Source organism: Photobacterium sp. BZF1 (assembly GCF_014349205.1).
Classification (GTDB): domain Bacteria; phylum Pseudomonadota; class Gammaproteobacteria; order Enterobacterales; family Vibrionaceae; genus Photobacterium.
Genome location: NZ_JACSOF010000024.1, coordinates 36261 through 54027 on the forward strand (window position 1 = coordinate 36261; position 17767 = coordinate 54027).

13 protein-coding genes and 1 pseudogene are annotated in these 17767 nt (G+C 45.8%); 2 read left to right on the forward strand and 12 right to left on the reverse strand.

Annotated features, from left to right (window positions below):
• Window positions 1–12: 12 nt before the first annotated feature.
• The 8 genes and pseudogenes from BIZ37_RS07365 to BIZ37_RS07400 all read right to left on the reverse strand — a co-directional run bounded on the left by BIZ37_RS07365 (window position 13) and on the right by BIZ37_RS07400 (window position 10180).
• Complete coding sequence (locus tag BIZ37_RS07365; protein WP_304622263.1) at window positions 13–1653, reverse strand: alpha-glucosidase; 1641 nt, start codon at window positions 1651–1653, stop codon at window positions 13–15.
• Window positions 1654–1983: 330 nt separating this feature from the next.
• A complete protein-coding gene (locus BIZ37_RS07370; protein WP_187460967.1) occupies window positions 1984–3132 on the reverse strand; it encodes a carbohydrate porin in 1149 nt (382 codons plus the stop codon).
• A gap of 413 nt (window positions 3133–3545) precedes the next feature.
• Window positions 3546–4562, reverse strand: coding sequence for a LacI family DNA-binding transcriptional regulator (locus tag BIZ37_RS07375; RefSeq protein ID WP_187460968.1), 1017 nt, complete (start codon window positions 4560–4562; stop codon window positions 3546–3548).
• Window positions 4563–4668: 106 nt separating this feature from the next.
• Entirely contained in the window at window positions 4669–5199 is a 531-nt protein-coding gene (locus tag BIZ37_RS07380) for an MltR family transcriptional regulator (protein WP_107297093.1), read from the reverse strand.
• Window positions 5200–5303: 104 nt separating this feature from the next.
• Window positions 5304–6356, reverse strand: a pseudogene (locus tag BIZ37_RS07385) (PTS mannitol transporter subunit IICBA); the annotation flags it as partial.
• 101 nt (window positions 6357–6457) lie between these two features.
• Window positions 6458–6814: a hypothetical protein gene (locus tag BIZ37_RS07390; protein WP_187460970.1), complete on the reverse strand. Its 357-nt coding sequence runs from the start codon at window positions 6812–6814 to the stop codon at window positions 6458–6460.
• A 170-nt stretch (window positions 6815–6984) separates the two neighbouring features.
• Window positions 6985–8130: a mannitol-1-phosphate 5-dehydrogenase gene (locus BIZ37_RS07395; RefSeq protein WP_187460971.1), complete on the reverse strand. Its 1146-nt coding sequence runs from the start codon at window positions 8128–8130 to the stop codon at window positions 6985–6987.
• 97 nt (window positions 8131–8227) lie between these two features.
• Entirely contained in the window at window positions 8228–10180 is a 1953-nt protein-coding gene (locus tag BIZ37_RS07400; protein ID WP_187460972.1) for a PTS mannitol transporter subunit IICBA, read from the reverse strand.
• Window positions 10181–10747: 567 nt separating this feature from the next.
• Between BIZ37_RS07400 and BIZ37_RS07405 the strand changes: the two genes are divergently transcribed.
• Window positions 10748–11479, forward strand: a complete 732-nt coding sequence (locus tag BIZ37_RS07405; RefSeq protein WP_222939615.1) for a GntR family transcriptional regulator — start codon at window positions 10748–10750, stop codon at window positions 11477–11479.
• Window positions 11480–11625: 146 nt separating this feature from the next.
• On the opposite strand, the gene BIZ37_RS07410 is transcribed toward BIZ37_RS07405, so the two are convergent.
• The 3 genes from BIZ37_RS07410 to hppD form a co-directional block, all read right to left on the reverse strand.
• Entirely contained in the window at window positions 11626–13083 is a 1458-nt protein-coding gene (locus tag BIZ37_RS07410; RefSeq protein WP_187460974.1) for a sucrose-6-phosphate hydrolase, read from the reverse strand.
• Entirely contained in the window at window positions 13083–14570 is a 1488-nt protein-coding gene (locus BIZ37_RS07415; RefSeq protein ID WP_187460975.1) for a PTS transporter subunit EIIC, read from the reverse strand. The genes BIZ37_RS07410 and BIZ37_RS07415 overlap by 1 nt, the downstream gene beginning before the upstream one ends.
• A gap of 219 nt (window positions 14571–14789) precedes the next feature.
• Window positions 14790–15866 carry a 4-hydroxyphenylpyruvate dioxygenase gene (hppD, locus tag BIZ37_RS07420; RefSeq protein ID WP_187460981.1) on the reverse strand — a complete coding sequence of 359 codons (1077 nt, stop codon included), beginning with the start codon at window positions 15864–15866 and terminating at the stop codon, window positions 14790–14792.
• A gap of 287 nt (window positions 15867–16153) precedes the next feature.
• Here hppD and BIZ37_RS07425 point away from each other — a divergent pair, with 287 nt between their 5' ends.
• Window positions 16154–17125 (forward strand): CHAD domain-containing protein, encoded by a 972-nt coding sequence (locus BIZ37_RS07425; protein WP_187460976.1) that lies wholly within the window; start codon window positions 16154–16156, stop codon window positions 17123–17125.
• A 58-nt stretch (window positions 17126–17183) separates the two neighbouring features.
• On the opposite strand, the gene BIZ37_RS07430 is transcribed toward BIZ37_RS07425, so the two are convergent.
• A complete protein-coding gene (locus BIZ37_RS07430; RefSeq protein WP_187460977.1) occupies window positions 17184–17666 on the reverse strand; it encodes a glutathione peroxidase in 483 nt (160 codons plus the stop codon).
• Between the last annotated feature and the right edge of the window lie 101 nt (window positions 17667–17767).

The window sequence follows — 17767 nt, forward strand, 5'->3', positions numbered from 1 at the left end:
GCACAACGCAAACTACTGGTACAGCACAGCAAAGGACTCATAAGGTTTCAGGTCCAAAATTGCCGGCAGAGCTTGATAGTCCCCGTAGTTAGCAATCACACACTCTACATGCTCAGCTTGCAAAGCTTCAGGCAGTTCAACTGTGACGTCTTCAGCGGTAAAGTTATTGAGCACAAACAAACGCTGTTTATCATCTTGTCGCACATAGCCAAAGATCTTGTCATGTTGTTCAAATACAGGCTCGAACTCACCATAGACAATAACTGGTAGCGACTTACGCAGTTCAATCAACGTCTGGTAGTGGTAGAACACAGAATTCGGGTCTTCCAGCGCCGCACTGACATTCACCTCTGAGTAGTTCGGGTTAGCCTTAATCCAAGGCTCGGCAGTCGAAAAACCACCGTTGGCACTGTTATTCCACTGCATCGGTGTTCGTGCGTTATCGCGGCTGTTCTCATGCACGGCTGCCAACATGGTTTCTGGAGCAACCCCGTTCTCAGTACGTTCTTGGTAGAAATTAAGCGTCTCTATATCCCGGTACTCATCAATGCTATCAAAGGCCACATTGGTCATGCCTATTTCTTCACCTTGGTAAATATAGGGCGTACCTTTCATCAAATGCAGTGTCGTTGCCAGCATTTTGGCTGATTCAACTCGGTACTGACCTTCACAGCCGTATTTCGAGACCACGCGAGGTAAGTCATGGTTGTTCCAGAACAAGGAGTTCCAGCCTTCGTCAGCAAGCTCTACTTGCCACTTGGTCAATGCCTTCTTGAACGTTGGGAGATCCAATGGGATTGGCTGCCACTTATCACCATGCTTCCACGTCAAGCTAATATGCTCGAACTGGAACACCATCGAAAGCTCTTCACGGCGAGGATCGCTATACAGTGTGGCAATCTCAGGTGTCGCATCCCATGTTTCGCCTACGGTGAGCAAATCCTTATCACCAAAAGTGGCGCGGTTCATTTGCTGAATCAGCGGATGCAGACGCGGGCCGTTGCCGGTGATTTTCTTGTCGATTTCCTTACCGATCAAATCAATAACATCCAAGCGAAAACCACCAATCCCCTTATCGATCCACCAGTTCATCATCTTGTGAACTTCTTCTTGGACCTTAGGGTTTTCCCAATTCAGGTCCGGCTGGCGCTTGGAGAAAATATGCAGGAAATACTCACCAGTTTGCTCGTCGTACTCCCAGCCACTGCCTCCAAAAACAGAACCCATTTCGTCAGGGACACCGCCGTTTTCGCCAGGCTTTCGCCAAATGTAATAATCACGATACGGGCTGCCTTTCGACTTTCTCGCTTCGGCAAACCACGGATGCTCATCAGAAGTATGATTCACAACCAAATCCATAATAATGCGAATGTCGCGCTGTTGCGCCTCTGCCAACAACTGTTCCATATCTTCCATGGTGCCAAATTCCGGTGCGATATCCTGATAGTCAGAAATATCATAACCATTGTCATCCATTGGCGACTTATACACCGGTGACAGCCATAGCACATTCACCCCCAAGGTTTTCAGGTAATCCAGCTTGCTGATAATACCTTGCAGATCACCTATACCGTCGTTGTCACTGTCGCAAAAACTACGCGGGTAAATCTGGTATACGACAGCATCGTGCCACCATTTTGGCATCCTGTTCATGGCAAAACCTCACTCGGTGTGCCCTTGAAGAGCACCGTTATCTTCTTTTCCACATAATAAGAAATATAAACTTCAGAGATTACACGTTGGATTTATTTCGCTATGTGATGGAATTCAAAAATGTTGTCCCAACACTAGACGCCGAGTTTAATTTCGGAGTTAAGCTCAATGCTTGGTGGTATAGCAATCTAATGGGTTGGGCGATAGCACTCGGCCCAATAAAAGACGGGAAGTGAATATCACTTCCCGGTGAAAAGTGGCAACAGGATTAACTGTTGCCCAAAAGGACTGAAAAGAACAAAAGATAACAGTATTTAAGAGACGTTTAGCTTAGAAGAAGTACTTGAAGCGTACGCGAGCACCTTTGTCATCCAGCTCACTGAACATTGCGCCTTCATTCAAACGCTTACCTTCTTCATTCAAGCTAGTGTGGAAAGCACCTAGGTAGATTGAGAAGTCTTCCACGTCCAGCACGTTGGCAAACTCATAAGATGCGTAGAAGGTATCAATCTTCACTTTACCGTCGTAGAAATCAGATTTTGCATCGAAGTCATTCACACCATAGATGTAGCCAAGGCCAAAACCTTTCCACAATACGTTAAGACCAACAGATGTATCCTTTTCATTTAGCGCATCAAGATACGCAACGTTTGCATTTACAGATAGGTCATTTACGGTGTAGTTCGCGGTAATACCGTAACCAATACGGTCGCTTAGATCATTGCCAGCATCATCAATTACCGCATCTTTGACAAGGTTTGCTTCAATAGCACCTGCAATGCGGAAGTCACCCATTTGGTAAGCAACAACTGGTCGAACTACGATGGCATCCTTGTTAGAAATGACTTCACGACCGTGGTAAGTAACGCCATCACCTTCGGTATTTGTACCAAACAAATCAGCACGCTCACCGATTACACTTGCTAGCTCAACATAAAGGTTATCAAAGGTTTGGCTGTACATGAGCTGGCCTGCTGATGTTGCACGGCCTCGTGCTTCTTTCATTTGGTATACATAACCTGCACCATCGCGGTATAGGTCATTGGCGGTATCGCCTGAGTATTCTAGGAATGTATCCTGACCAACAGGGAACATATCGTACGCTTCGAAGCGACCCATACGAAGGTCCCAACCACCTTGTTTACCGAATGAGAAGTAAGCATCATCAAGGTTTACTTCACCATTTGAGTCCATCAAAGGCTGTGCCTTTACTGCTAGGTAGTGGCCACTTTCTGTTTTGCGCTCACCGGCAAATTCAATCAGGACACGACCTGTCTGGTTGTAGTTCGAATCTTTATTTTCGGTATTCAGCGTGTCGGCTTGGTCATTGTCTTGGTAGTTAAAATCAAACTCAACATCACCACCGATAGAAAAGCTACCTTGCTCATTATCAATGATGCTGATCCCTGCTGTTGCTGTGAAAGACGTTGCGACTGCTAAAGCAGCTAGGGACAGTTTGAATAGACCACTGCGTTTCATAAAAGATACTCCGGATAATTGTTATATATGCTAATCATTGTGTTCGCTGCGATTATTGCTAAACTGTTTTAGCAGATCGAGAAAAACTTGCTAAAACCGTTTAGCTTTGTGATCACTTAAACAATTTAGTGCTTTTTTGTGATCAGGCTATATGTCGGTAAACACACATGGAATGGTCGAATGCTCTACATTGAGCAATGAAACCCGGTAGCGAAGATATATTCGGCAGTGCGGTAGGGGCAATTTGGTTTACTGGATTTAGCACGCATTCGTTAATCGCCATTTCAAAAAGGCGATTATGCTGTGACTAATTTCAAATTATTTATGGTGAATTGAGACGGTCATTAAGTTTATCGTTTTACCCCTGCTAACTTTCTCATTAACAGGGGCTAGAATTTTATCAAGAAAAGTAATTATTCGCTTCGCCAGCGAATGGTGGCATCCAAAGCAAAAGCGGTCGGTGTGACATTTTGACTGGACATCAAAAGCTGGATGAGCTGAAAGCTACGTTTAGCTAACTCCTCACTGTTTTGCGCGATCGAGTCAATATTCAAAGGAAGACAATCAAGGAGGTCATGGTTATCGAAAGTGACCAAGCGCATCTCTTTGTTTAGCAATGCGTTTAATTGATTGTGTTCATTCAGGTATCGCAGTACCCCTTCAAGTAAGGTATAGGACGCAGTGAAAAGCGCTTTTGGCAACCGGCCTAGCTCTTTATGGAGTTGCTCCATCAACACATAACCAGACTCGGTTTGGTAATCACGGTGCCGAATCCAGGCATCGTCTAGCTCCAGCCCTGCCCTGCTCAAACCCAGTTTGAATCCGGCTAGGCGGTGACGACTTGGGGATAACTCCAGTTGACCACCGAAGTAATAAAACTCATCGACCGACTCCGCTGTTTTGCTAATTAATTCAGCGGTTACTTTTGCAGCATCGGTAATTACCATTGGTAACGTGGATTGTCCGATATGGCGGTCTAGTTGCAGCACCGGGATCTGCTTGGTTAATGCCTGGTAATTGTCATCATCGGTTTGGCTTGAAGCAATGATTAAACCATCGACCTGTCGTTTGACCAGCCCTTCTACAGCCTGCCGTTCAATCTCTGGATTATCTTCTGAACAAGCGATAAAAAGCTGTAACCCAGCCTCACGGCATAAACGCTCAAGTTCGCGGGAAATAGAGGCAAAACCAAAGTTGGTGAGATCTGGGATCACCAAGCCAATGGCATCTGAACGCTTAGCTTGTAGTGACTTGGCATGAACATTCGGCGAGTAATTTTGCTCTTTTGCGACTGCGAGAACCCGCTCACGCGTTTCATCCTTGATCCGAAAAGTCGATGCCCTTCCATTTAGCACCATACTTGCGGTTGTTTTGGAAACCCCTGCCAATTTGGCAATGTCGGCTATCGTTATACGTTTTCTTTTTTCCACAACTAACCCGTTTTAGCTACATCTTGCCTCTCATTATGTGTAGAGCGCGTAAAAATGAAAAGCAAAACAGGCTAAAAGTTAGGGTTAGGGTCAGGAAAACGAAGATTTAGAATGGACTGTCTTTGTCGAGCTCGGCACAAATACCTGATACAGCCAGTGCCATTGCTGATTTGATCACTTGTTCTTGGCGGGCTAGTTGCATCTGATAGAAAGTAATATCAGTATCATCATCTGGGGGCGCGACATCAAGCAAAACGACCCCCATGGTTTGCACCATATGTAGCTGTTTGACAGGGTCGAGAATAGCTGGCTCAGTAAAGCTATATTCCTTACCTTCTTTATTCAAAAAGTCACGCAGCTTAATTATCGCTTCGATATCGTGGTACACATTGTCTTCAACTACGCCCAAACCAAACAATAACTTGAGGCGCACAGAAAGCTCCCCTAACGGGCCTGACTGGCTCAACAAGGGTTCGACAACAGACTTCACGGCAAAGTCATCTTTGCGGAAGATCCGCTGGATCAGATTTTCAACCGCTTCATCAAACACCTCAACCGAGGTAATGAAAAAACCTCGTACCGTCGGGGCATCATTGAGCCGCTCTAAAATGTCAGATTCTTGGTCACTATGTGCCATAAATTATGTATCTCTGTAACAAAAGGATAGCACTTAGCCTCCTTAACCTGTTGTTATAAAAGTGATTGTATCATCACGGCCAGTATTATTTCACTTTATGATGCCTTGCCTGCCGCTTTTTCGCACTTCTCGTCCGCATTCGGTTCGGTTTTAAGCAAAATACCCGCAACAGCAAAGGACACTAGGGTTGCTGATACAATAGACAATACGACACCAAGCAGTGATGCCTTCGGGGTCAACAGTAAAATCGCAAAAATTGAGCCCGGTGAAGCTGGCGATACCATCCCAGCATCAAAGAAAGACAGGACAAACACGCCCGCCATGCCTCCAGCAATGGCCGCAAGGATCAACCTTGGCTTCATCAATATATACGGGAAGTAAATCTCATGGATCCCGCCAAAGAAATGAATAATCGTGGCACCGCCTGCGGTTTGCTTCGCCATCCCCTGACCAAACACCATATAAGCCAGTAAAATACCAAGCCCCGGGCCGGGGTTTGCCTCAATCAGGAAGAAGATAGAATCTCCGGCTTCTCGTACTTGCTGTACTCCCAGCGGCGAGAAAATACCATGATTGACGGCATTGTTTAAAAACAACACTTTGGCAGGTTCAACGAATATCGAGGTCAAAGGCAACAAGCCAATATCTATCATGGCATTCACCCCTGTTGCCAAGGCAACAGCAATGATTTTGACTGCAGGTCCAATCATAAAGAAGGCAATTATGGCGCATACCATTCCGATGATGCCGGATGAGAAATTGTTCACCAGCATCTCGAAGCCACTTTTGACCTTACCCTCAACCGCCTGATCGAACTTCTTAATGATCCAACCGCCCATTGGTCCGAGGATCATTGCCCCCATAAACATTGGGATATCGGTGCCAACAATCGCGCCCATAGTGGTAACAGCACCGACGACTGCGCCTCGCTCCCCACCAATGAGCTTACCGCCTGAATAGCCTATGAGCAGGGGCAATAAATAGATAATCATTGGCTCGACAAGCTGTGCTATAGCCTCGTTGGGCCACCAACCGGTCGGAATAAATAAAGCGGTTAGAAAGCCCCAAGCGATAAATGCACCAATATTGGGTAAAACCATATTGGTAAGAAAACGACCGAAGCTGTGTATTTTTATTTTTGTTGTTGGTGAAAGCATAAATCATCCCATCATTTTTCTTTCTTTAACCACTATACCCAAGTCGAGCCAAACCGCACAATTGCTTATTTCAAAGTATTGTTTAAATTACCAATTTTCACCTAACAAAATGCAAAACCGGCATAGCTATGTGCCCGTTCACGCCTAGGCAAAGCCAAGCATTGCTGAATAAAGTGCTTACCCCGTACCGATGAGTGAAGGGACAGCTCGTTTTCAAATAACTGCATGGTTTCAAACTCTAACCCGAGATCTTGGCAAGAAACCTTTAACACACTGTTTTCCATGAGTGTTTCATCACTCCAACGTAGTTTGTAGATATAGCCCTGCCCTTCAATAAAATGGCAGCTTTCAATCGTTCCAATCCAACCGGAGATCTCCTGGCCAAAATCAGGATCTACCATGCCACAGTTAACGATAACCATATCGCCCACTCGGAATTTATTTTTGGTCAGGTTCATGACTCTACCCCACTTCCTACTTCGAGATTTATCATTTAACGCCCTATACCCAAATCACCTCAGGTTGCTTGATTCAGCGAAAGAGACTTGGGTATAAAGTGACTTAGGTATAAAGCGATTCGGATATAAAGCAAAAGGAGGCGCCATTGCGCCTCCTTTTTATCCAATACTTAAAGCGACTGGAAAAGTGCTTCAACTTTTTTCGCTTCTTCACCTTCGGCATCAAGGCCAGTGTATTTCGCCAATGTTGGACGCAGACCAATTTCTTTCAATGACGCTTGCAGTTCGATCGCTTGTGGATCTGTGTCATTAGTGTATTTGAATGCTGCGGCAATACCTTTTAGCAGCATACCGTTTTCGACACCGTACTCCATCGTGCCTAACAGCGGTTTGATTAGGCGGTCATTGGCACCCAACTTACGGATTGGTTGACGGCCAACACGGTCGATTTCATCACGCAGGTATGGGTTGGCAAAACGGCTCAGGATCTTATCGATGTAGGCATTGTGCATATCACGGTCAAAACCATAACGACGGATCAGCACCTCACCACTCTCCTGCATGGCAGCTTTAACTTGGTCATAGATCTCTTGGTCTTCAATCGCATCGCGAACTGTCTCGTGACCTTTAAGGGAACCAAGGTAAGCGGTAACGATATGGCCTGTATTCAAGGTAAATAGCTTACGTTCAACAAAAGCCATCAGGTTATCAGTGGTTTCCATGCCTTCGATGGCAGGGATATCACCTTTGAACTGCTGTTTGTCAACAATCCACTCACTGAAGCTTTCTACCGTTACTTCCAATGGGTCATCATTGGCCGCCTCTGAAGGAGGTACGATACGGTCAACAGCTGAATCAACAAAGCCGACCAACTCATCAGCTTGGCTGTGGTAAATGCTGTTCAGGTGTTTGTAGACTTCTTCTTTCAGGTGGGTCGTACCACGCACCATGTTTTCACAAGCAATGATATTAAGTGGGTTGCTATTACCCGCTTCGAAACGGTGTGTTATGCCAGTCGCAATGGTTTTTGCAATGATATCCAATACGTTAGGACCAACAGCGGTAGTCACCATGTCAGTGTGGATAATCTGATCAATTACGTCCTGGCTTGCTGAGTTAACGGCTGTTACGTGGGTAACCGTATCGATTTTACACTCGCTACCAACCACTTTTACCTTGTATGACTGGTCATGGCTTAGTTGGTCAACCAACGGCTCATCAACATCTGCAAACGTAACGGCTACGTTAGCGTCTGCTAGCAATTTACCAATAAAACCACGACCGATGTTACCTGCACCAAAATGTACTGCTTTCATAATAATTCCTACCTAAAAAATGTTCTCTATTAACGCGCTAGAGGGGTGAGGCCGGAGGGGGAACACCGGCCTCGATTTAACTCAATGATTGGGGTGATTAAGCGGCTTTCTCGCCGGCTAGAATTTCTAGCACTTCGTTGACATCACTGGTCGTGGTCAAGCGCTCAATCGCCTCTGGATCATCAAGTGCATTGGTGATGGTAGTAATTACCTGAATGTGTTCATCATTTTTGGCTGCGATACCGATTACCAGTTTCGCTACATCGTCCTCGTCTTCAGTAAACTGCACACCGTCTTGGTATTGGCAGATAATGATGCCGGTTTTCATAACCTTGTCTTTAGCTTCCACTGTACCGTGAGGTACGGCGATTGACTCGCCAAGGTAAGTCGGTACCAATTTTTCACGCTCGAACATGGCATCAACATATTCATCTTGTGCGTAGCCAAGCTTAACCAGTTGCTCACCAGCGTAACGGATTGCTTCTTCTTTACTGTTCGCCTTCAGGCCAAGGTGGATATTCTCCGCTTGAATCTGGAATACCTGCGCTGGTTGCTCTTCAAAGCTGTCATCGTTGGCAGCAATAGGAGAAACTTTTACCATTTCACCATCATTGGCGGCTTCTGGGCTGCCCGCTGCCACAATGCTGGTTACTAGGTCGTTGTACACCTGGCTATCAAGGAAGTTAGTTAGCGAAAGGTGCTGGGCATTAGCTGCATGCTTACGAGCACGGTCAGTCAAATCTTTATGAGTAATCACGATATCCACCTCTTGCGGCAAGCTATTGATAGCACAGTTGGTCACACTAATATTTAGGCCAGCTTCCTGAACTTTCTTACGAAGTAGGCTGGCACCCATCGCACTGGAGCCCATACCGGCATCACAAGCGACGATGATGTTGCGCACATTGGCTAGATTGAATTCAGATTGAGCAAGTACAGTTGCTGGAGAACCTTTAGACCCTTTTGAAGAAGCTTTCATGCCTTTCATCTTACTCGTTGCTTCTGCAAGGTCGTCGCCTTCTTCATCTGTCACTTTCTGCGTTTTCATCAGTAGTGCAGCGACACAGAAAGACACGGACGTTGCTGCGATAACTGAAAGGATTACCCCGACAAATGATGCTTTAGGTGTCATTAGCAAGATTGCGAAGATTGAACCCGGTGATGCTGGAGACACAATGCCTGCATCGAATACTGTTAGGGTGAACACACCCGCCATACCACCTGCGATAACCGCAAGGATTAGACGTGGGTTCATCAAGATGTACGGGAAGTAAATCTCATGGATACCACCGAAGAAGTGGATGATAGATGCACCGCCAGCAGTTTGTTTAGCCGTACCGCGACCAAACACCATGTAAGCCAGTAGGATGCCTAGGCCAGGACCTGGGTTAGCTTCAATCAGGAAGAAGATTGACTGACCCATCTCGTTTGCCTGCTGGATACCCAGAGGAGAGAAGATACCGTGGTTAATTGCATTGTTGAGGAACAGGATCTTCGCTGGCTCGACAAAAATTGACGTCAGAGGAAGCAGGCCTGCGCTCACCAGCATGTTTACCCCACCAGCCAAGGCTGATGACAATACCTTCACGAAAGGACCAATCATGTAGAAGGCAAGGATGGCACATAGCATACCAACGATACCGGCAGAGAAGTTGTTAACCAACATCTCGAAACCGCTCTTCACTTTGCCATCAACCCAGCGGTCGAAACGCTTGATTGCCCAGCCACCCAGAGGTCCCACCATCATGGCACCCATGAACATCGGGATATCGGTACCGACAATCACACCGATGGTTGTAATGGCACCGACTACGGCACCGCGATCACCACCTACCAATTTACCACCGGTATAACCGATGAGTAGCGGCAGCAAGTAAGTAATCATTGGACCAACCAACTTAGCTAGTTCTTCATTCGGGAACCAACCCGTTGGAATGAAAAGTGCTGTGATGAAGCCCCACGCGATGAATGCGCCAATGTTAGGCATCACCATGTTAGATAAGAAACGACCAAAATTTTGTATCTTGATCTTTGCATCTGGTGATATCATATCGATTCCCCGTCTGATGTTCAGTTATAGATTTTGTGTTAGGTACGGTTCGCCAAAACCGTCCAATTGCTTAGTACCCAATTAATCTAACACAGAATTTTTAAACCGATCTGATGACGGGTTTTTTGTGAGCCACACCCCTAAAATCCCCCTTCCAACCTTTTTCTTCGTGATCTTTATTGCAAAACTGTAATGAAACTTTGCTACAAATAAGTCCAAACCTATTTGTCAATAAAAAATAAATGATCAACATCACAGAACTGCTCGGGACACTTGTTAATCACTTGGTGATCACGATCACACGAAGAGCAATTTAGCTCTATTAAGTCGATCTTGATGGTGATGTAGATCACATTCACGCAGCCAATACTAGCCCGCTTCGACTTGTCAGGCGTTCCAGTGTTACGTTTTGTAACTCACTTTCAGTTGAAACCAGCCAAAAACCATATCTAACCACTTGCTTATAAACATAAAACACGGCGGATTTACCTCCCCAAAAGTGGTAGTTCCGTTGGCTGATATCCCTGCATCAGTCAGGTATAATTTGGAGATTCACCAGGAGGGATGATGACGAATTACATTGCGCAGAAACAATCACTGCCACTCTATGTGCAAATTGCAGATTTTATTAAACAAGAAATTGAACGCGGTAACTTCAAGCCGGGTTCGATATTGCCTTCAGAAAAGCAACTGGTGGAAGATTTCAATGTCAGCCGCGTAACTGTCCGAAAAGCGATTCAGCTCCTGAATGAAGAAGGGCTGACATACAGCGAAAAAGGTAAAGGGACTTTTATTGCCCAGCAGAAACTCAAACATAGCTTTGTCAATGTGGTGGGGTTAACAGAAGAAAGCCAGTTAGGCGGCCAGAAAGTCAGTAATAAAGTGATTGATTTCGCCGTTATTGATGCGCCTGCTGCAGTCGCTCAAAAGCTACAGGTCGCAGAAAACAGCCCAGTCTACTGCTGCTCCCGTCAGCGCCTATTGGACAACCGTGTCGCGTCTTTCGAAACCTTTTATATCCCGGTCAGCTATCTCCCAGAAATGACCGAGCAAGATATGGCAGGCTCCAAGTTCGCTTACCTAGAAGCCAAAGGCTACAGCATTGGCCAGATCACCCAGAAGCTCAAACCCGCCTTGCCGGAAAAACGTATTCAAGGCTATTTTGACATTGATCCTTTAACGCCTATCTTGATTAATGAGTCGCTCTCATATCTCAAGGACGGTCAAATCTTCGAGCTTTCAAAGGTTTATTTCAAAACCAGCGAATACGATTTCGAGCTTGTTGCTTATAACGAATAGTATCGGTGACAAATAAACAAGCCAATTAGTAGATAAAGAAAAGTAATAGATAAAGAAAAGGCGCCCCGAAAGATGGAAGGGGCGCCCAAAACGTTACCCCCAACACGAGTAACGTTTTATTAGGGTACAAAGGCTCGGGGGAAACCTTAGTACAAAGAAATCGCTGACATTTCAGAGATTTTCACTGCAGCAGCACCCGCAAACGCCATGTTGTGGCTCCGGTTCGGGATAAAGAATCGGGATGTCATCACCTCTTCACCACCATTGATGAAAATCTCAATCACTGAGTTATCGATAAAGATTTCCAGCTGCTGCAAGCTTTCCATCTTCACTGTCCGCTCTGAGCCAAAACGCTTCATATCATCGGTTTCAATGGTCTGGCTACGGTCAAGCAATAGGCTTCCATCTTGGTAGGTCAGCACCAGTTTATGTTCGGCATCCTCAAACAAGGTCAGGCTGAATGCTTGGTCAGCAATACCATCGACAACAATGTGCGATTGGCTGAGATTACCGTCAATGTCATAGCGACCAGGCTGTTCCAATGTCACCAAAGGTTGCTTGAGTTGATCAAACTCCACCAGTGGACGCTGCATCAGCTTATTGCCTTCCATCAGCAATTCACGCGGCATGGAAAGCATGAATTTCCAACCCAATAATTCCGTCGGGATGCTCAATGAGCCATTACCGCACCAAGCCAGCATAATATTTCGCTCACTATCGGTAAACGTTTGTGGCGCATAGAAATCAAACCCTTTGTCGAGTTCAATCACCTGCTCGGCGTGCATTTCACCTTTCTGGTATTGGCCGATCATCAACTGGGTACTGAAGATATTGTTGTAGCGCTCTGCCTGTGGTTTCAAGCCCATTGGCGAGAGGATGAACAAGTCTTTGCCATTGGAATGGCTGATATCCGGGCATTCATGCATGTACACATCTGCCTGCTGCGCAAGATCCGACTTCCCACCGTAGCTAACCTCGCCGACCAATTCCGCCTCGGTCAGTGATGCCATCTTATACAGTAGCGTTGCACCGGATTCGTCTTCACGCTGGGCACCCACGACGAACATCAGTTCGCCGTCATCATTGATGAATGGACTCGGGTCACGGAAGTTACCGGTATAGCCAGCAGGGGCTTGCGACACAATATTCCATCTATCAAGTAGCTTACCGTCAGTGGAATACTTGGCGATATTCTGGTTCTGGGAGAATGTCTCACCATCCTCATTCATCACGTTGCCGCTATAGAAGCAGTAGATGAAACCGTCGATGCAGATTGCGCCGCCCGAATAGATACCATGGGTTTCAAACTCGTTTTCCGGCGCAAGGACATCACCTTCTTCAAAATGGATGAAATCTTTGGTGATCAGGTATTTCCAATGCTTCATACCATGGAACGGACCAAACGGAAACCACTGATAAAACAAGTGGTATTTCTCACCGTCAAACACCATCCCGTTAGGGTCATTCAAGTGACCTGTTTTCGGTGCAATGTGGTAAGCAGGAAGGTAATCCGTATCCTGCGCCAGCATCTGCTGGCGTAGGTTTTCTAGTTCTCCCGGTTTAGCCGTCCCTAGCGCTCGGAATCGATTCGACTTATCAATCATTACGCTGTTTCCACATTACTTTCTGTTACTGACTTTTTTGCAGCGGCCTCGTTGCTAGATGATGTACTTTCAACATCAGCCGGGTAGTCTTCGATCATCTTCTTCGGAATCCCCCATAGGCAGACTGCAATAAAGGCCACAATAGAGGTAACAAGCATCAACGCTGCATAGGAGACAAACTGGTGCATGTCGTAGGTGTAGAACAGAATACCAGGCAGCATACTGATGCCGTTACCCTGTGCCGCCAATTCCAGAAGCGCCGCAGCCATACCACCGAAACCACCGACAATCGACGCCACTACAAATGGGCGAATACCAAACCGTAGGTTCATACCGAAAATAGCCGGCTCTGTAATACCCAGATAAACCGTGGCACCCGCTGGAATACCCGCCGCGCGGATCTTTTTGTTACGCGAACGGTAAGCCAGAGCGAGAGCTGCTGCACCTTGTGCGGCCATCGAAGGCATACCCAGCGCGATAATTGGGTTCATTCCGGTCTGGCTAACCAGCATGACTTCAAACATGGTAATGATGTGGTGCATACCGGTAACTACAATCGCTTGCAGGAACAGGCCATAGATAAAGCCACCGATACCAAATGGAATATCAGCAAGACCAACCAGAACAAAGCCAATGCCCTGCTCTACGACCTGAAGTGCAGGACCAAGCACGCTCAATGCCAAGAACAAAGTAATAGATACTGACAAGATAGGAACCAGAATTAGCTGTAATACATCCGGTACTACCTTATTCAAGCGCTTCTCGATTTTGGCGCCCATCAAACCAACAACCAGCGATGGCAGAACAGAGCCTTGATAGCCTTGCCACGCAATCACATCAAATAGCATGATGGCATTAACATCTGGGTTGAGCGCTACGTCCCATGCATTAGGGAAAGCCGGAGAAATCAGCATCAAACCCAGCAAAATACCCAAAGAAGGTGAACCACCAGCCACTCGGTAGGCAGACCAGCAAACCAAGGCCGGCAAGAACACAAAGGCGGTTTCTGTTACAGCGGCCAAAAATGCGGTCAACGGCTGAGGAACGCTTTCTGGCGTTAGGCCCATCATTGCCAAAATGGCAGGGTTAAGTAGAACCGACTTCAAACCAAGACCGACACCAGTCGCGATAATCGCAGGTAGCAGCGGCACAAAAACGTCTGAGAAAAAGCGCATGGCACGCTTGTGTGCAGGCTCACGTTGAATAGCTTCCTGCTTCACTTCGCTAGCCGTTTTGGCGGCAAAGCCTTTCTCGGCCAGTTGATCGTAAACCTTATTAACGATCCCCGTACCGAAGATGACCTGATACTGACCCGATGTGAAGAACTGCCCCTTCACCAAATCAATATCAGAAATTTTCTTGTCATCGATAAGATCTTTATTCTTAACGATGATCCGTAGTCGTGTTGCACAATGGGCAATCGACTCGATGTTGTCTTCACCAATCACCTTAATAAGCTGATCAGCAATCTTGCTGTAGTTTGCCATAACCAATCCCAACCTGTATTAAACATGTATATAGTAATACACGTTTAATACATGGTGAATTCTTTTCGTATATTCAGTCTATATAACGTGCTGCAACTCACATCTTTTGCGTCCACAACACGTTAACCCCGCTGCTTGATAATCAACACTTCACATATACAAAAACAAAAAAGGCCGGACAAACCGGCCAAACTGGATAGTGTGGATTTAAAACATGAATTAGGAATCAGATTCCGCTTTGAGCACGCCCCTTCGGATCTGATCGAGCTCGATAGACTCGAATAGCGCCTGGAAGTTACCTTCACCGAACCCTTCATTACCTTTACGTTGGATGATCTCAAAAAAGACTGGGCCGATAACGGTATCGGTAAAGATCTGCAGCAAGATGCCTGTCTCATCGCCGTCGATCAGGATCTTCAGATCATGGAGCTTGGCGACATCTTCGTGATGGCCAGGGACACGCTTGTTGATCCCTTCGTAATAGGTGTCTGGCGTATTCATGAAGATCAATCCACCTGACTTCAGTTTCGATACCGTGGCAAAAATGTCATCGGTGCTCATGGCGATATGCTGGATCCCCTCACCGTTGTATTGATCGAGGTATTCAGCAATTTGCGATTTATCGTCGCTGGATTCGTTGATCGGGATCCGGATCTTGCCGCAAGGTGCGGTCATCGCCCGTGATAGCAAACCTGTCATTTTGCCCTTGATGTCGAAATGCCTGATTTCCCTGAAATTGGCAATACGCTCGTAAAAGCTGGCCCATAAATCCATGTTGCCCTGCTTCACGTTGTGAGTGAGGTGGTCAATAACGTTCAAACCAGCATCTAGCGTTTTCATCCGTTCTTGATAATCGGGGTAAAAATCAAAGTCGATATCATAGATATTGTTGCTGCCATAGCGATCTACGAGGTAAATCAGCGACTCACCAATTCCGTAGATAGCAGGGATATTGAGCTCCATTGGGCCAGCTTGTGCAGGGCAAGCCGTCGCGCCTTTTTCAACAGCATAAGCCAATGCCTTTGCAGAATCCGCTACCCGAAAAGCCATAGCGTTAACGCTTGCACCATGCACACCAGCAAAGCCAGAAGCCTGAGAATGCAGCTCACCATTGACGATAAAATTGACGTCACCTTGACGGTATAACCAAACTGATTTGTGCTTGTGCTTGGCGACCTCAGCAAACCCCATGTCATGGAAAAGCTGTTTTAGGTTTGCAATCCCTTCTGGTGTCGGTGCCGTGTATTCCACAAACTCAAAGCCGTCCGTCCCTAATGGGTTCTCAATCATCTTCATCATCCTTTTCAGCCACTAAAAAATGCAGTCATTTGACCTTATTTAAAGAATTAGCAGTTCTCTGCCTGGATGAGAAATTCGTGCTGCAAACCATGTTGCAAAAATGTAAACACCCAACGTAAACCCATATTGCCAATTTGATACATACACTTAGAGCAACTATTGAGTGAGCTATCACAAAAATCATTTTCTTGTTATTGATCAGTGAGATTTTCACTTTCTCATCGCCAAAATGACAATTTACCCACTAAAGTTAATTGAGGAGGTATGAAGGAGGCAATTGCAGTATGTCAGTGACTAAGCGGGATCAGCTCAAGCTACCAAAACGAAAAAAACCAGCCGTTCAGCTGAAACCGGATGTAGAAATTTACCTCCCTACCTACCATTTCCTTATTAACGAGTTTGACCACGCTAGAAAACACGAGCTAGGCATTATCCGCGATGATCATGAAGAGTTTATTCATCAATATCGTGTTGCCCTGAGAAGAAGTCGTGCGTTGATCAGCCTGCTGAAACCGCTATTTCGCAGTAAAGAAAAAGACATCCTAAAAGACACACTCAGACAACTCATGCAGCACACCAACCTGATGCGTGATCTCGATGTGTTCCTCATCAATATGGAACAATATTTTTCTTTGCTTGAACATCAGCACCACAAAGGCCTGATCCGCTTCTTCGATGATATTCAGTCACAACGGAGGAAATCTCTGAAGACACTCAAAGGGTGGCTAAAATCTGGTGAATATAAATCGGCTTGCAAACAAGTGCTAACCCAGCTTGATAGTATGCGGGATAATCCGACCACAGAGGGCAAGTTAGGCTGCAAAGCCACAGCCCACAGTATGTTATGGCATCAATTTAAGCAGATAGAAAGCCAATGCCACAACATTGATACCAACAGCGATGACGCCATCATTCATCAACTTCGAATAGACTTTAAGAAATTCCGCTATCTCCTTGAGTACTTTGCGCCAATACTCGCTTCACGCGATACCAAGCAACAAGTTGACCGACTCAAAACACTGCAAGATACATTGGGAAGTTTCAACGACTCTTCTGTTCAGTTAGAGTTTTTCAAGCATTACCTGACCGAGCAGAAAAAGAAAAGTGGTCGTTACAAAGCCATTGAAGAGTTAATCGATATATATGGGGATTACCACAATAAAGCAAAGCAGTTAACGGTAGAGCAACTCGTCCAATTTAGACAGCCAAAGAGCCTAGATATTTATTACACCCTATATCAAGAACCTCAAGATTAGGCCGTCAAAAATCGAACATGCTAGCCCACACAGACTTTGGGCTAGCTTTGCTGAAGGCTTAGCGATCAAGCGCGCGAACAATATCTTTCTCGATCGCCTCAGGGGTTTTGGTTGGTGCAAAACGCTTCATCGGTTTTCCATCACGGCCAATCAGAAACTTGGTAAAATTCCATTTGATCTTCTTACCCATTAATCCAGGGAGCGCACTGGTCAGGTATTTGAAGACTTCATGGCTATCAGGCCCATTGACATCAACTTTTTCAAACATAGGGAAATTTACCCCGTAGTTAAGCTGACAGACTTGCTCAATTTCGTTGTTTTCACCAGGTTCCTGTCCACCAAACTGATTACACGGGAAACCAAGGATCACCAATCCCTTCTCTTGGTACTTATCAAACAGAGTTTGTAGCCCTTTGTACTGTGGCGTAAAACCACATTCACTTGCGGTATTAACAACCAACACTACCTTCCCTTCGAACTCACCCATATCAACAATTTCGCCGTTGATTTTATTCGCTGAAAGCTCATAAAAGCCTGACATAACCTTTCCCTCTATAATGACTAGATTCTTTTCTATATCTATTTATATACCTGATTTATAGTAAATGAATGATTTAGAAAGTGAGCTCTAATTTTGTATAC

What these genes read in the sequence shown, in the direction of transcription:
- BIZ37_RS07430 (WP_187460977.1), bottom strand. Translation starts at nt 17,666, where the DNA reads ATGTCAGGCTTTTATGAGCTTTCAGCGAATAAAATCAACGGCGAAATT.
- BIZ37_RS07380 (WP_107297093.1), bottom strand. Translation starts at nt 5,199, where the DNA reads ATGGCACATAGTGACCAAGAATCTGACATTTTAGAGCGGCTCAATGAT.
- BIZ37_RS07400 (WP_187460972.1), bottom strand. Translation starts at nt 10,180, where the DNA reads ATGATATCACCAGATGCAAAGATCAAGATACAAAATTTTGGTCGTTTC.
- BIZ37_RS07370 (WP_187460967.1), bottom strand. Translation starts at nt 3,132, where the DNA reads ATGAAACGCAGTGGTCTATTCAAACTGTCCCTAGCTGCTTTAGCAGTC.
- BIZ37_RS07405 (WP_222939615.1), top strand. Translation starts at nt 10,748, where the DNA reads ATGACGAATTACATTGCGCAGAAACAATCACTGCCACTCTATGTGCAA.
- hppD (WP_187460981.1), bottom strand. Translation starts at nt 15,866, where the DNA reads ATGAAGATGATTGAGAACCCATTAGGGACGGACGGCTTTGAGTTTGTG.
- BIZ37_RS07395 (WP_187460971.1), bottom strand. Translation starts at nt 8,130, where the DNA reads ATGAAAGCAGTACATTTTGGTGCAGGTAACATCGGTCGTGGTTTTATT.
- BIZ37_RS07365 (WP_304622263.1), bottom strand. Translation starts at nt 1,653, where the DNA reads ATGAACAGGATGCCAAAATGGTGGCACGATGCTGTCGTATACCAGATT.
- BIZ37_RS07410 (WP_187460974.1), bottom strand. Translation starts at nt 13,083, where the DNA reads ATGATTGATAAGTCGAATCGATTCCGAGCGCTAGGGACGGCTAAACCG.
- BIZ37_RS07390 (WP_187460970.1), bottom strand. Translation starts at nt 6,814, where the DNA reads ATGAACCTGACCAAAAATAAATTCCGAGTGGGCGATATGGTTATCGTT.
- BIZ37_RS07415 (WP_187460975.1), bottom strand. Translation starts at nt 14,570, where the DNA reads ATGGCAAACTACAGCAAGATTGCTGATCAGCTTATTAAGGTGATTGGT.
- BIZ37_RS07425 (WP_187460976.1), top strand. Translation starts at nt 16,154, where the DNA reads ATGTCAGTGACTAAGCGGGATCAGCTCAAGCTACCAAAACGAAAAAAA.